Origin of the sequence: Pseudomonas pudica (assembly GCF_015680405.1) — a bacterium.
Taxonomy (GTDB): domain Bacteria; phylum Pseudomonadota; class Gammaproteobacteria; order Pseudomonadales; family Pseudomonadaceae; genus Aquipseudomonas; species Aquipseudomonas pudica.
In genome coordinates, this window is the sequence record NZ_JADLJS010000039.1 from 16,451 (window position 1) to 31,089 (window position 14,639).

Annotated in this window: 12 protein-coding genes; 10 read left to right on the top strand and 2 right to left on the bottom strand. The window is 63.0% G+C overall.

The genetic code is table 11. The annotated features are described in order from the left end of the window. Positions 1–87: 87 nt before the first annotated feature. From IRZ77_RS21340 to IRZ77_RS21370, 7 genes are all read left to right on the top strand, one after another. Entirely contained in the window at positions 88–1,845 is a 1,758-nt protein-coding gene (locus IRZ77_RS21340; RefSeq protein WP_013974482.1) for a carbamoyltransferase family protein, read from the top strand. After that, positions 1,829–2,959, top strand: coding sequence for a glycosyltransferase (locus IRZ77_RS21345; protein WP_196174395.1), 1,131 nt, complete (start codon positions 1,829–1,831; stop codon positions 2,957–2,959). The genes IRZ77_RS21340 and IRZ77_RS21345 overlap by 17 nt, the downstream gene beginning before the upstream one ends. Then, on the top strand, positions 2,959–3,855 hold the full coding sequence (locus IRZ77_RS21350) for an antimicrobial resistance protein Mig-14 (protein WP_196174397.1): 897 nt from the start codon (positions 2,959–2,961) through the stop codon (positions 3,853–3,855). Before IRZ77_RS21345 ends, IRZ77_RS21350 begins: the two co-directional genes overlap by 1 nt. Then, a complete protein-coding gene (locus IRZ77_RS21355) occupies positions 3,852–5,255 on the top strand; it encodes a PIG-L deacetylase family protein (RefSeq protein ID WP_085599770.1) in 1,404 nt (467 codons plus the stop codon). The genes IRZ77_RS21350 and IRZ77_RS21355 overlap by 4 nt, the downstream gene beginning before the upstream one ends. Before the next feature lie 49 nt (positions 5,256–5,304). Beyond that, entirely contained in the window at positions 5,305–6,261 is a 957-nt protein-coding gene (locus tag IRZ77_RS21360; protein WP_046613374.1) for a glycosyltransferase family protein, read from the top strand. A gap of 65 nt (positions 6,262–6,326) precedes the next feature. Then, a complete protein-coding gene (locus tag IRZ77_RS21365) occupies positions 6,327–7,100 on the top strand; it encodes a glycosyltransferase family 2 protein (protein WP_108480766.1) in 774 nt (257 codons plus the stop codon). A 37-nt stretch (positions 7,101–7,137) separates the two neighbouring features. Beyond that, positions 7,138–8,229, top strand: a complete 1,092-nt coding sequence (locus IRZ77_RS21370; RefSeq protein ID WP_046613371.1) for a glycosyltransferase — start codon at positions 7,138–7,140, stop codon at positions 8,227–8,229. Between the two features lie 3 nt (positions 8,230–8,232). Here the strand turns inward: IRZ77_RS21370 and IRZ77_RS21375 are convergent, their stop codons facing one another. Next, positions 8,233–8,838, bottom strand: coding sequence for a serine/threonine-protein kinase (locus tag IRZ77_RS21375; RefSeq protein ID WP_108480765.1), 606 nt, complete (start codon positions 8,836–8,838; stop codon positions 8,233–8,235). A 101-nt stretch (positions 8,839–8,939) separates the two neighbouring features. Between IRZ77_RS21375 and IRZ77_RS21380 the strand changes: the two genes are divergently transcribed. The 3 genes from IRZ77_RS21380 (at position 8,940) to hldE (ending at position 13,491) form a co-directional block, all read left to right on the top strand. Then, positions 8,940–10,115 (top strand): O-antigen ligase family protein, encoded by a 1,176-nt coding sequence (locus tag IRZ77_RS21380; protein ID WP_085599764.1) that lies wholly within the window; start codon positions 8,940–8,942, stop codon positions 10,113–10,115. 15 nt (positions 10,116–10,130) lie between these two features. Next, positions 10,131–11,939: a lipid A export permease/ATP-binding protein MsbA gene (gene msbA, locus IRZ77_RS21385; RefSeq protein WP_085599762.1), complete on the top strand. Its 1,809-nt coding sequence runs from the start codon at positions 10,131–10,133 to the stop codon at positions 11,937–11,939. A gap of 130 nt (positions 11,940–12,069) precedes the next feature. After that, positions 12,070–13,491 (top strand): bifunctional D-glycero-beta-D-manno-heptose-7-phosphate kinase/D-glycero-beta-D-manno-heptose 1-phosphate adenylyltransferase HldE, encoded by a 1,422-nt coding sequence (gene hldE / locus IRZ77_RS21390; RefSeq protein ID WP_013974472.1) that lies wholly within the window; start codon positions 12,070–12,072, stop codon positions 13,489–13,491. 143 nt (positions 13,492–13,634) lie between these two features. Here hldE and IRZ77_RS21395 read toward each other — a convergent pair whose 3' ends face one another. After that, the gene (locus tag IRZ77_RS21395; RefSeq protein ID WP_046613366.1) at positions 13,635–14,603 is read right to left on the bottom strand and encodes a hypothetical protein; all 969 of its coding nucleotides are present in this window, start codon (positions 14,601–14,603) and stop codon (positions 13,635–13,637) included. Positions 14,604–14,639 lie beyond the last annotated feature (36 nt).

Genomic DNA, 14,639 nt, shown 5'->3' on the forward strand with positions numbered 1-14,639 from the left:
ACATGTTTGCGTTATAATCCCGCCCTTTAGCCGCCACCCGCCCAAGAGGCCGCTGGCGCATTTCTACCGAATGAAGAGGCTAATCCCTTGGCATTGACGATTCTTGGCCTGTCCGGCGCCCTTAGCCATGACCCTTCCGCGGCCTTGTACATTGACGGCAAACTGATTGCCGCCGCCGAAGAAGAGCGCTTCGTGCGTGACAAGCATGCGAAGAACCGCATGCCCTACGAGTCGGCGAAGTTCTGCCTGGAACAGGCAGGCATCAAGCCATCCGACGTCGACGTGGTAGCCATCCCGTTCGCCCCGATCAGCCTGTTCGGCAAGGCGCGCTGGCACTATGCCAAGCGCTACTGGTACGCCCCGGACCGCGCCCTCGACGCGATCCTGATGGGCAATCGTCGCTACAAGCGCTACCGCAAGAAGATCGTCTGGTGCCTGGAGCAATTGGGCTTCGACCCGAAAAAGGTCAAGATCGAACCGGTCGAGCACCACCTGGCCCACGCCTCCAGTGCCTACCACTGCTCGGGCTTCAAGGAAAAAACCGCAATCCTCGGCATTGACGGCAAGGGCGAATACGCCACCACCTTCTTTGGCTACGGCGAAAACGGCAAGATCCACAAGATCAAGGAATTCTTCGACCCTGACTCGCTGGGCGGTCTGTACGGCGCAATCACCGAATTCCTCGGCTTCGAGATGCTCGATGGCGAGTTCAAGGTCATGGGCATGGCGCCGTATGGCGACGCGAGCAAGTATGACTTCTCGCGCCTGGCCAGCTTCGAAAACGGCGAGCTGGTGATCAACACCGAATACGCCAACGTCATCGGCCTGCGCCGCTATAAAGAGAAGGGCAAGGGCTTCTACTTCTCGCCGAAGCTGATCGAATGGCTGGGCCCCAAGCGTGAAGGCGACATCGCCGACGAGCCGTACATCCATTACGCGGCCAGCATGCAGGCGCTGTTCGAGAAGATCGCTCTGCAGATGATCGATCACTACCTGGGTGACGTCCTGCGTGAAACCGGCAAGCTGGCCTTTGCCGGCGGTTGCGCGCTGAACGTCAAGCTCAACCAGAAGATCATCGCCCGCCCAGACCTGAAAGAGCTGTTCGTGCAGCCGGCCTCCGGTGACGCCGGTACCGCCGTGGGTGCTGCCGCCTACGTTTCCCACGCCCGTGGCGTGCCGGTCGAGAAGATGGAACACGTCTACCTCGGCCCTTCGTACTCCAACGAAGATGTGATTGCCGCCTGTGCCCGTCACCCGAACGCGCCGAAGTGGCGAAAACTCGACGACATGCCGCAGCGCATCGCCAAAATCATGGTCGACGGCAATCCGGTGGCCTGGTTCCAGGGCCGCATGGAGTTCGGCCCTCGTGCCCTGGGCGGCCGTTCGATCATCGGTTGCCCGAGCGTGCCGGGCGTAGCCGACCGCATCAACGAGCAGATCAAGTTCCGCGAACGCTGGAGACCTTTCTGCCCGTCGATGCTCGACACCGTCGCCCCGCAAATGATCAAGGTCGACCACCCGGCGCCATTCATGACCTTTACCTTCGAAGTGGCTGAAGAGTGGAAGACCCGCGTGCCGGAAGTGGTCCACGAGGATGGCACTTCGCGTGCCCAGGTGCTCAAGCGCGAGTACAACCCGCGCTACTACGACATGATGAAGGCGCTGGAAGACCTGACCGGCAACGGCGTGTCGCTGAACACCTCGCTGAACCGCCGTGGTGAACCGATGATCTGCTCGCCGACCGACGCCTTGAACATGTTCTTCGGCTCGGACCTGCAGTACCTGATCATGGAAGACATCCTGGTTGTGAAGGACGGCGCGGCCCCGTATGACCAGCCGCTCTGAGCCGCGTATTCTGCAGTTCTGCCATGGCTATGACGGGCCGTTCCTGGACTGCGCCCGTCAATACGCCAGCCTGTTCCATGGGCGTGGCTACCAGGTCACCACGGTGTTCCTCACCGGCGCTGCCGACCCGCAGGTAGCGGCTGGCTGTGCGTCGGACGAGGTGCTGTTCCTGGAGTTCAGCTCCAAGGCCGTGCGCGGCCTGAAACTCGGCGCCATCCGCGCATTGCGGCGGATCGCGGCCGAGCGCAATTTCGCCTTCTGCATTGCCCATCGCTTCAAGCCGATCTACGTGGCGTTGCTGGGCACCGGCTTGCCGGTGATCGGCGTGCACCACGCTTTCGGTGACTACGAGCGCAAGGGGCGACGCATCTTCGCCAACCTGTTCAGCAAGCGCCTGAGCTTGCTGGGCGTGTCGGACGCAGTGCGTGACGACATGCGCCGCTGCTTGCCGCAGTGGCCGGCAGAGCGTATCCAGACCCTGTACAACCGCATCGACATTGACGCCCTGCAAGCGGCCCTGGTGCCACGCGCCGAGGCCCGTCAGGCCTTGGGCCTGGATGCGCAGGCGTGGATTGTCGGTAACGTAGGGCGCCTGCACCCGGACAAAGACCAGGCCACCCTGCTGCGTGGCTTTGCCGAAGCCCTACCGGGGCTGCCAGCCGGCGCTCGCCTGGCGATTCTCGGCAAGGGGCGCCTGGAAACCAGGCTCAAGGCCCAGGCTGCCGAGCTGGGCATTGCCGGGCAAGTGGACTTCCTTGGCCAGGTGCCGGATGCGCGCCGTTACTTCCAGGCGTTCGACGTATTTGCGCTGAGCTCCGACCATGAGCCCTTCGGCATGGTCCTGCTCGAAGCCATGGTGGCCGGTGTACCGGTACTGGCCACGGCCTGTGGCGGTGCCCGTGAAGTGGTCGAGGGTGTTGGCGTACTGTTTCCGCTGGGTGATGCGGGGCAACTGGCTCAGGGCCTGAAGCACATGGCTATGCTCGATGGGCAGCAGCGCCAGGCCTGTGCCGGGCACATGCTGCAGCGCCTGCGTGAACGCTTTTCCGACCAGGCGGTGCGCGAGGCCTTCTGGCAGCTGCCGCAAGTCCGTGTGCTGGTGGGGCAGGCCTGATGCTCAACCGTATCCAGGCCTTCCGTGAGCGCGGTTGGCAAGTTATCGACGCCAAGGCCTACGCCGAGGCATGGGCCCGCTTTGGTGGCAGTGTCGCCACTCATCCTTTGGTGGTCGAGCAGTTGGCGGACCTGGCACAGATCCCGGTGCGTTATCTGGGCTGGCACCAGGCCGGCGAGCTGAAGGCCGCCATCCCCACCTGGGGGCGCCACCTTGCGCTGTCCAAGGATGTGCTCAAGCGTGCCGGGAAAAAGGCTCTGTTCGACCTGGGCAACGCCGAAATCATCCTGGCGGCGGCCGCCGATGCCGCTGCGCCGTTGCGCCATGCCGCGCGCTACCTGTCCGAACTGAACCAAGGCCGCTTCAGTGGCCTCAAGGCACAGAAGGAACAGCTGGCCATGGCCCGCGCCCACGAAGACCTGTCGAAGAAGTTCCGCTACAACCAGCGCCGCGAACTGCGCCTGCTGGAAGAGGCGGGCGGTGTGGTGCGCCCGATCAGCGACTTCAGCGCGCAGGAAATCGCCAGCATGTACTGCGACCTGTTCCGTCGCCGCTGGGGCTTCCCTGCCACCGGCGCCGAGCGCATGGCCGAGGTGTTGGAGCGCCTGCGCGAGCTGCTGATCGGCTCGGTGCTGCTGTTGGACGGCAAGCCGATCGCCATCCAGCTGGTATACCGTGTCGAAGCGCCGGAATGGATCAGCGTCGAGTACATCAATGGCGGTGTCGACCCTGAAACCAAAGCCTTCAGTCCCGGCAGCGTGCTGAGCTTCCTCAATACCCAGGCCGCCTGGGAGGACGCCCGTGCGCGCAACAAGCCGCTGCGGTTCTCGTTCGGCCGTGCCGACCGCGAGTACAAGGACCGCTGGTGCAACCCCGTACCGGTGTATCAGGCGTGAGTCGCAAGCAGCAGTTGCTCAAGCGCCACCGGCGCAACAAGCGCCTGGGCCTGCTGGTGGGCCTGGCCGCGCTGGTGACCGTAGGGGTGTTCAGCTGGTGGTGGTTGCCACTTCTGCTGTTGCCGCTGCTGTGGGCGGCCCATGAAGCCTGGTTTGCCGACCACCTGTTCTATGCGCCAGGCGAGGACTACGCGTACGAATTCGGCGAGCAGACCCTGGAGGTTCCTGCCACCCTGAGCGGCGGCCTGCTCAAGGCTGAATGCACGCTGCAGGGCAACGACACCCTGATCCTCGAGCTGCGGGTAAAAAGCAGCTGGCTGGGGCGCTTCCTCGACCCGCAGGTCGAGCTGGTGGCTGGCGAGCAGGCCGACCGGCAAACCTTCGAGCGCGGCGTCGATGGCGTGCGCTTCCTCAATCTGACCGGCCTCGCCGCACCTCTGGAGGCAGGCGCGTTGCGCCTGCGTGGCCGGCATTGTGGGCTGTTGGGCCGGCCGCGCTTGTGGATAACCCCGGCGGTCGAGCTGCAACGGCGTCGAGTGATGGTGATCGCGCCGCATGCCGATGACGCCGAACTGGCCGCTTACGGGCTCTACAGCCAGGCCGACGAAACCTGGGTAGTGACGCTGACCGCAGGTGAGATCGAGGCCGAACACTATCAGAAGATGGGACTGGCAAAGGCCGAAGCCGCACGCCTTAAGGGCCGCCTGCGGGCCTGGGACAGTATCGCCGTGCCACGCTGGGCCGGTGTGGCGGAATCGCGTTGCGTGCAGCTGGGCTACTTCTGCCTGCAACTGCCTGCCATGCAGGCTGCGCCCGACCAGCCGGCCGCTTCTCGCGAGGCCGACCTCGCCGACATTCGCGTCTTCCGCCGGTTCAACCCATTCCCGCTGCCGGCCGACGGCGATGGCGCGCCGACCTGGCGCAACCTGCTGGCCGATCTGCGGGCCTTGCTGGAAATGGCCAGGCCAGAGGTGCTGGTTATGCCGCACCCGCAGCTCGACCCGCACCCCGACCATATATGTGCCCAGGCAGCGGTGCTGGAAGCCTTGCAAGGCCTGGCCTGGCAGCCGCAAACCCTGCTGTGCTACGCCAATCACCTGCACGACAACGACCGCTGGCCGATGGGCGACAGTGGTGATGGCGTGGCCTTGCCACCGCAGCTGAGCGCCGCTCAGGCGTGGGCACCTTGCAGTCTGGTACTGGACGTGGCAACCCAGCGCGACAAGGCCATGGCCCTGGGCATGATGCACGACCTGCAGCCACCGGCGCCGTTCAAGCGCCGGCTGCGTCGCTTGTTGCAGCGCTGGCTGGCCGGGCGGCGGCCGTCGCCTTACGGCGAGAACGAATTCTTCCGCAAGGCCGTGCGCCGACATGAACTGTTCTGGCGGCGTGAGTTGTAGCCGCGCCCCCATGGTTGACCGCGATGGCGCAGAGCGCCCAAGGAACGCAATGAAAGTCCTATTTCTGGTGCAGAAGGAACAGCGGGCGATTCTTGATCGCCTGTACGATGGCGTCGCGGCCAACTGCGAGTGCGACCTGCGCTGGCTGACCAGCGAAGACCAGCGCAACCTGCGCCGCTATTTCAAGCGTGAAGTGCAGGTCGAGCGCTATGACCGCATTGTCTTCTTCCTGCGTTTCAAGCAGGAAATCCGTCAGGCGGCGTTCATCCGTACCGTGCCGAACCTGGTCATCCTCGAGCATGATGCCTACCAGAACTACATCCCGTGCAAGTACACCGGCAAGTTCAGCGCCCATTACCGCAAGTTGCCCTGGGCGCGGGTGATCAGCTCCGGCTATATGGTCAGCGAGCGCCTGCGCCAGGAAGGTTTCGACGCCGTGTTCGTGCCCAAGGGTTACGACGAGCAGTTGCTGGCCGACCAGGGGCGTGAGCGCGATATCGAACTGGCCTTCGTCGGCAGTACCAACAGCGTGGCCTACAGCGGCCGCAAGGCATTGCTGGACGAGCTGGGCCGCGTCGAGAACCTGGTGGTCACCCGGACCAAGTCGGGTGAAGACTACTGCAATACGCTCAACCGGATCCGCTTCTTCGTCAGTGCCGACGTTGGCATGGGCGAATACATGATCAAGAATTTCGAAGCCATGGCCTGTGGCTGTGTGCTGTTGGCGTATGACCAGGGCGAGGAAGAGAACCGCGCGCTGGGCCTGCAGGACATGCACAACGTGGTGTTCTATGACTGCATCCCGACCCTTCAGGAGAAGCTCCGCCTTTTGCGTGCGGACCCTGAACTGGCGCGGCAGATTGCAGAAAATGGCCGCCACCTGGCGGTTTCCCGTTTCAGTTTCGGCGCAGTTGGACGTAGCATCGTCGACCACATGCGCCCGGCGCTCAGGCCCCATCCGCCGTTGTCTGCATGGCAGCGGCTGCGCCTGAGGCTGGGCATCTAACATAAGAACTTTCGCGCCTGAGGAAAGGGCGTTGAAGTCGATAGTCGCAATGCGGAGGGAGTCCGGTGCGCTTTTCAAATGAGAGTGACGTCACGCTCGTCGTGACCAGTTGTGGGCGGTTTGATCTGCTCAAAGATACCCTTGAGAGTTTCGATCGCTACAATACCGCGCCCATTCGCGAAGTGTTCATCACCGAAGACTCCGGTGACGATGCCGTGCATGCCGCTGTGCCTGAGCACTGGAAACCCCACTGCAAGGTGTTCGTCAACCGGCCAAAACTGGGCCAGCTTCCGTCTATCGACCTGGCCTACAGCCACGTCAAGACGCCCTACATCTTTCACTGCGAGGACGACTGGCACTTCTATCGCCAGGGCTTCGTCGAAGACTCCCGGGCCATACTGGAGGTCAGCCCCGACCTGTTGCAGGTGTGGCTGCGCAGTCATGCCCATGACCTGGCCATCCACAGCCCTTACATCCGTCTGGGTGATCGCCAGGTGATCGCCGGGGTGCCTTGCTACCCGCTGCTGTCCGACAAGGCCGAGTGGCAGGCGTTCTCGCTCAACCCGGGGCTGCGTCGTTTGAGCGATTACCAGCGTTGCGCACCATTTGCCGCCTATGCTGGAGAAAAGGCACTTTCCCGACGCTATGCTGAGTTAAACCTGACAGCGGTCACCTTGGAGGGTGATGCAGTATTGCACACTGGATTTGGTAATCACGTGACCTTGCCCATCGAAGTGGAGCGCAAGGCCAAACGTCGTAGACGTGATCGGATAAAGTTGGCATTGACGCTGGTGGCGGGTGTCGTGATCGGCATGGGAATCACCATTTTTGTTCAATGAAGTCGCTGTCCCACCTGACATGAGCGGGAGAGGGCCCATGAACATAGTCAATATGATGTGGGCGGGTGGAACGCCGTACATGTCCATCCACAAGGTACATCGGCAGGTACTGTCGCACGCGGGTGCCGATGCCCGGATCAGTAACTGGTTGCTGCTGGGTAGCGGCCTCTGCTGTGGGCTTGGCTCGACCCGGGAGTGGCATATGCCGTCACGGGCGCTGAAAGGGCGGCACTTCTGGCGCCTGTTGCGCCCATGGTTGCGTATGCGCTTGCGCAAGGCGCTGAACGAGGCCCAGGCTGAAGTCGTGCTGCTCGATGGTGTCGGTGTGGCGCGATTGGTGTTGCCGTTGTTGCAGCAGGTTCCGCAGTTGCGTGCCAAGGTGCTGTTTCACGGCAAGACGCGCCTGAGTGCCGGTGACGTTCGCCTGCTGCGTATGTTCCCGGCCGAGCGGCTGAGCATCGCCGCCGTTTCGCAGACGCTTGCCACATCACTCGAACACGATCTTGGCAGGCCGGTGCAGACCTTGCGCATGGCCCTTGACCCGCTGGCGTTCGCCGAGCCGTTGTTGAGCCGGGATGCGGCCAGGCAGGCCCTGCAGTTGCAACAGGTGGCCGGGGTCATGCTGGGCGCGGTCGGGCGACTGGTGGAGAGCAAAGGTTTCGAGATGTTGATCGAGGCGTTCGCCAAGGCCAGTGCGCGCCAGTCGGGCCTGCAATTGGCAATCATTGGCGAAGGGCCTCTGCGTGCGGTGCTGCAGGCTCGTATCGACGCGCTGGGCTTGGCCGGGCGTGTTCACCTGAGCGGTCACCGCGACGACCTGCAGCAGTTGTACCGGGCATTCGACTGGCTATTGGTGCCTTCGCGCTCCGAAGGCCTGGGGCTGGTGGTGCAGGAGGCGGTCATGGCCGACGTGCCGGTGGTGTGCAGCGACCTGCAGGTGTTCCGCGAGCAGTTGCAGGACACCGGTGGCTACCTGCCCATTGCCAATGAAAATGCCTGGGCCGAGGCTATCGAGCGATGTGCGGCGCTCAGTGCCCCGGCGGTAGCCGCCCGGCAACGCCAGGCGCTGGCCCCGGAGCAAGCCTGGCAGGCATTCTGCAGCGGCTCGCAGAGCCTGCTGCGCAGTTGACGCTCAGCGCGCCAGCAGGGCTGCCTCGAAGGCGGCAAGGGGGAAGCGGTCGCCCAGGTTCTCCCGCTCGATGTAGCGCACCATATGCTGCACATTGCGCCGAATCATGCGCGCCGACAGCGGCGGGCGCAGGAAGCGCATGTCGGCCACGTCGATCAGGCCCAGCTGCTGGTCGGGGGTGACCACCACATTACCCAGGTGCAACGAGCGGAAGTACACGCCGCTGCGATGCAGTTGGCGGATCAGTTCGATCAGGCGCGGCAGGTAGGCCCCCCAGCTGAAACCTTCATCGCGCGACATCTGCAACAAGGTGCGCCCTGGCAGCGGGCGGTACAGCACGGCGGTACGCCCTGGCAGGTCGAGCTTGTGCTGGCTGATAACCTTCAGGGTGGGGATGCCCAATTGTGCAAGGCGTGCGGCGTTGTCGACGAAGCGCTGTGAGTACGGGCGCAGCAGTGCAGATGAAATCAGCCGCTTCCTACGAAAAACCTTGAGGAAATTACCATCCGCGAGCAGGTAGACTTTGGCGCCATGGCTATCTGCCTCAAGCACCTGTGCGCCTTTTGTCAGCTGATCGAAGTCGACCTGGGGGAGCCGGGAGCATTGCATGAATAGAGCCTTGTCGTCGGGCGAACGGAATGACCGGCAATAATGCCGAAAATAATGTTGTAGCACCATTGGATGGTGTCTTTGATTCATCGGGGGAAAGGATGTTGTATCAAAAAAACTGGGCGCGAGCCTGGTTGGGGTTTGGCCTGGTCTGGTTTCTGGCAGCTATCGCCCTGGCACCGAGCAACAAGGTCTATCAACAAGGTCTGGTGCTGTTCCTGTGGTTGCCGACGCTGGTAATGGCGTGGTCCGCAAGGCAAGTAATAGTGCAGGCCTGGCGGCGTCAGCCGGCCTTGTGGGGGAGTGTGTTGTTGCTGCTGGCGTGGAGCGGGCTCAGTCTTGTCTGGTCGGCCGCGGAAAACCCGGGGCGCGAGGCCAAGCGCCTGCTCTACATCCTGGTGTTCCTGCTGGCGTTCCCGCTGCTGGGCCAGCTTGGCCAGGTCCGCATACGTCAGCTGCTGCTGGCCGGAAGTGCCTTGCTGGCCGTTGCCGCGATGGTTTCGGTCATCCATTTCTACGGCGTGCTGGGCATGCCTTTGCTGGCCCGCCTGGAGGGCATCGGCGAAATATCGCACCCGATCCTGGGTGCCTATGTCATCGGTGCAGCCGTGCTTTTCCTGCTTTACGAGCCGCCGCGGCAACGTGCCCTGCAGTTGTTGTGGCTGGTGGCGCTGGTGTGCTTGGGGTTGTTTGCCATGCTCAGCCAGAGCCGTGGGGCAATCCTGGCCCTGGTGCTCACCGTGATCCTGGCCCCGTTGTGGTTCCGTGACCGCCACAGCCGGGTGTTTGCCGTGCTGGCGGCCATCGCCACCTGTCTGGCCTTCTATTTTGTTTACGACCTGATCGCCAAGCGCGGCTCGTCCTACCGACCGGAAATATTCCATGCCGTAGTCGACATGATCGCCGCACATCCCTGGACCGGCCTTGGTTTGGGTGCTGCCTACGACGTGAGTGCAGTGGGCAAGCACTTCGACCACACCCACAACATGTTCACTCACATCGCAGTGGAGATGGGCCTGCCCGGGATGCTGCTGTGGGTCATGGTGTGGCTGTACACCTTCGGCGAAATCGTCCGCGCACGTGGCACGTTGTTCGGCAAGATCCTGCTCGGTTTCTGGGTGTACTCCACCCTGGCCATGCAGTTCGATGCCGCCAGCCTCACCGGTACGCCACGTGCCGAATGGTTCATCAGCTGGCTGCCAGTGGGCCTGGCCATGTTGCTGCCATGGGGGAGTGCCGAAAATGATGCCTGTGGTAAAATTTCCGGTTCAACCTGAACAGCGAGCTTGATAATGGCCGAAACACCGCGACCGGCGGAACACACCTCCAGCCTGAAGATCTACTTCCGGCTGCTGAGCTATGTGAAACCCTATGTCGGCATTTTCCTGCTGAGCATCATCGGTTTCGTGATCTTTGCTTCGACCCAGCCGATGCTGGCCGGGATTCTGAAGTATTTCGTTGATGGGCTGAGCAACCCTGAAGCAGTGTTGTTCCCCAACGTCCCCTACCTGCGCGACCTGCAACTGCTGCAGGCTGTACCGCTGCTGATCATCCTGATCGCCGCGTGGCAGGGCCTGGGTTCGTTCCTCGGCAACTATTTCCTGGCCAAGGTTTCCCTGTGCCTGGTGCACGACCTGCGTGTGGAACTCTTCAACAAGCTGCTGGTGCTGCCTAACCGCTACTTCGACAACCACAACTCCGGGCACCTGATTTCGCGCATCACCTTCAACGTGACCATGGTCACCGGTGCCGCCACCGATGCGATCAAGGTGGTGATCCGAGAAGGCCTGACCGTGGTTTTCCTGTTCGGCTACCTGCTGTGGATGAACTGGCACCTGACGCTGGTGATGGTCGCCATCCTGCCAGTGATCGCAGTGATGGTCAGCGTCGCCAGCAAGAAATTCCGCAAGCAGAGCAAGAAGATCCAGGTGGCCATGGGCGACGTCACCCACGTTGCCTCGGAAACTATCCAGGGCTACCGCGTGGTGCGCAGCTTTGGCGGTGAGGCCTACGAAGAGCAGCGTTTCGGCAAGGCCAGCCAGAGCAACACCGACAAGCAGCTGCAAATGACCAAGACCGGCTCGCTGTACACGCCGATGCTGCAACTGGTGATCTACACCGCCATGGCCGCGCTGATGTTCCTGGTGCTGTTCCTGCGCGGTGATTCCACTGCCGGTGATCTGGTGGCTTACATTACGGCCGCCGGCCTGTTGCCAAAGCCGATTCGTCAGCTTTCGGAAGTCAGCTCGACCATCCAGAAGGGCCTGGCCGGTGCCGAGAGCATCTTCGAGCAACTGGACGAAGCACCTGAAGTGGACAGCGGTACCGTCGAGAAGGAGCGGGTGGAAGGGCGCCTGGAAGTGCGCAACCTGAGCTTCACCTACCCAGGTACCGAGCGTGAAGTGCTGAGCGATATCAGCTTCGTCGCCGAGCCAGGGCAGATGATTGCACTGGTCGGCCGCTCTGGCAGCGGCAAGTCGACTCTGGCAGCGCTTATCCCGCGCTTCTATCACCACGACCAGGGACAGATCCTGCTCGATGGCGTGGAGATAGAGAACTATCGCCTGCGCAACCTGCGCCGCCATGTTTCGCAGGTGACCCAGCATGTCACCCTGTTCAACGATACCGTGGCCAACAACATCGCCTATGGCGACCTGGCCGGCGCCCCCCGCGCCGACATAGAAGCCGCTGCGGCTGATGCCTACGCCAAGGAGTTCATCGACCGGCTGCCAAAAGGCTTCGATACCGAAGTGGGTGAAAACGGCGTGCTGCTCTCCGGCGGCCAGCGCCAGCGCCTGGCCATCGCCCGGGCACTGCTGAAGAACGCGCCTCTGCTGATCCTCGACGAGGCCACCTCGGCGCTGGATACCGAGTCCGAGCGGCATATCCAGGCTGCCCTGGACCATGTGATGCAGGGCCGTACAACGCTGGTGATCGCCCACCGCCTGTCGACCATCGAAAAGGCCGACCAGATCTTGGTCATGGACCAAGGGCGCCTTGTCGAGCGCGGCACCCATGCCGAGCTGCTTGCGGCCAATGGCCATTATGCCCGCCTGCATGCCATGGGGCTGGATGAGCCGGCCAAGGCCGATATCACCTGAACCCTCGTTGATCGGGGCCATTGCGGCCCCCATTGTCACGGGAATTTTCCTGGGGTGATCTGGCCATAAAGCCGTCGTCTACCCTGTGCTAATATCCTGCCCCTGTTCATTATTTCCATATGGGTTGCCCATGAAGTTGTCCATGCCGCGTTTCGATCAAGCCCCGGTACTGGTGGTCGGCGATGTCATGCTCGACCGCTACTGGCATGGCGGTACTTCGCGTATCTCGCCTGAAGCGCCAGTCCCGGTGGTCAAGGTCGATCAGATCGAGGATCGCCCCGGCGGCGCGGCCAACGTTGCCTTGAACATCGCCGCCCTGGGCGCACCGGCTTCGCTGATTGGCGTCACTGGCCAGGACGAGGCTGCCGACAGCCTGGCCAACAGCCTGCAGGCTGCAGGCGTGCGCTCGGTGTTCCAGCGCATCGCGCACCAGCCGACCATCGTCAAGCTGCGGGTCATGAGCCGTCACCAGCAGTTGCTGCGCATCGATTTCGAGGAACCGTTCGCCACCGACCCGTTGTCGCTGGGTGCGGAGGTCGACAGCCTGCTCGAGGGCGTCAAGGTGCTGGTCCTTTCCGACTACGGCAAGGGCGCACTGAAAAACCACCAGAGCCTGATCCAGGCGGCGCGGGCCAAGGGCATTCCGGTGCTGGCCGACCCCAAGGGCAAGGACTTTTCCATATACCGTGGCGCCAGCCTGATCACTCCCAACCTCAGCGAGTTCGAGACCATCGTCGGCCGTTGCGCCGATGAGGCCGAGCTGGTCGCCAAGGGCTTGCAGCTGCTTCAAGACTTGGACCTGGGCGCCTTGCTGGTGACCCGTGGCGAGCACGGCATGACCCTGTTGCGCAGCGGCCAGCCGGCGCTGCACCTGCCGGCACGGGCCCGTGAAGTGTTCGATGTGACCGGTGCCGGTGATACCGTCATCTCCACCCTCGCCGCGGCCATCGCTGCCGGCGAGGACCTGCCCCATGCGGTGGCCCTGGCCAACCTGGCGGCGGGCATCGTGGTTGGCAAGCTGGGTACGGCTGCGATCAGTGCTCCCGAACTGCGCCGGGCGATCCAGCGTGAGGAAGGCTCCGAGCGCGGCGTGCTGGGCCTTGAGCAACTGCTGCTGGCCATCGACGACGCACGGGCTCACAAAGAGAAGATCGTCTTCACCAACGGCTGCTTCGACATCCTGCATGCCGGGCATGTCACCTATCTGGAGCAGGCGCGGGCCCAGGGCGATCGGCTGATCGTCGCGGTCAACGACGATGCCTCGGTCAGCCGCCTGAAAGGCCCGGGCCGGCCCATCAACAGCGTCGACCGGCGCATGGCCGTACTGGCCGGGTTGGGGGCGGTGGACTGGGTCATCAGCTTCCCCGAGGGCACTCCGGAGAACCTGCTGAGCCAGGTCAAGCCGGACGTGCTGGTCAAGGGTGGCGACTATGGTATCGACCAGGTGGTGGGTGCCGATATCGTCAAGGCCTATGGCGGTACCGTGAAGGTGCTGGGGCTGGTCGAAAACAGCTCGACCACGGCGATCGTCGAGAAGATTCGCAAGAACTGATCGAACCTCTGAGGCTGCCTCATTACCTGTAGGAGCAGCCTTGTGCTGCGAAGAGGCCGGTAGGGCAAAAGTGTTTCTTTGGCTCTACCGGCCTCTTCGCAGCACAAGGCTGCTCCTGCAGGGGCGGCGCAGGCCTCGGAATCTTACTTGTGTAGTGAAGTACGCGCCCGCTCCAGCAGTTCCCGCGCCTTGTCTCCAAACCGCTGCAGATGTGACGCCCGCACCGGCTTGCTCTCCACCAACCCCTGCTGCTTCACCCAATCCTTCCAGCGCACCCGCTCGTCCGTGACCACCCAGCCCTCTTGCCGTGCAAAACTTTCGGCCAGGTAGAGCCCGCGCGTGCTCGCCGGCACCAGTTCATCCTTCTTCAGGGTATACAGCTCAGCCAGCGGCTGGCCTTCCTCCAACGGCATCAGGTAAAGGTCTGGCCGTTTGCGGTTGAGTCGCGCCACCAGTTGGTCGCCCTCCAGCCGCTCATCAACGTGGAACAGGCTGAGCTTCTTGGCGTCCCGAGGTACCTGCAAACGCATGTCATAGATCAGTTGCAATGAGGCGGTTGGCAAGTGCACATACGCCCGTGGTCGTTCCAGCAGCATCAGCTTGCCGCAGTGAACCGGGCGGGCGGCACCGGACTCCGGGGCCAGCACGAAATGCGGCGTTTCGCGGTAGTGCAGGGCGGCAGCGTAGGGCACCGGCAACCAGGTTTCGTTGAAGCGCCCACCCAGCCAGCCTTCCGGGGTTTCCAGCAGGCATTCCTCGGCCACTTCCTGCACGGCCGTGTGCAATGGCAGGTTCAGCTCCTGCGCCGGCACATAGCCGGAAATCAGTTTCAGTACTACATCACCACGGTCTTGCCGGCGCTGACGTACCAGCACCCAGTAATCGCGGTTCTGCCAATGCAGGGTCAGCCGCACCGACACGCCCAGGTTGGCCAGTTCGACCACGAAGCGCTGCACGTCGGGCAGCTGGATGGCCTTGCGCCGTTGTTGGATCTGGGCGAAGTTCAGCGGCATGCCGATGCTCTGGTAGATCAGCCCTTCGGGCGTGGCCTCGACATGCAGCGGCAATGTCTTGAAGTTACTCGGGTTCTTGCGGATCAGCGTTCGCGCCACGAGGCTCCTCCTTGCGTCGGGTCAGTCCGGGCCCGT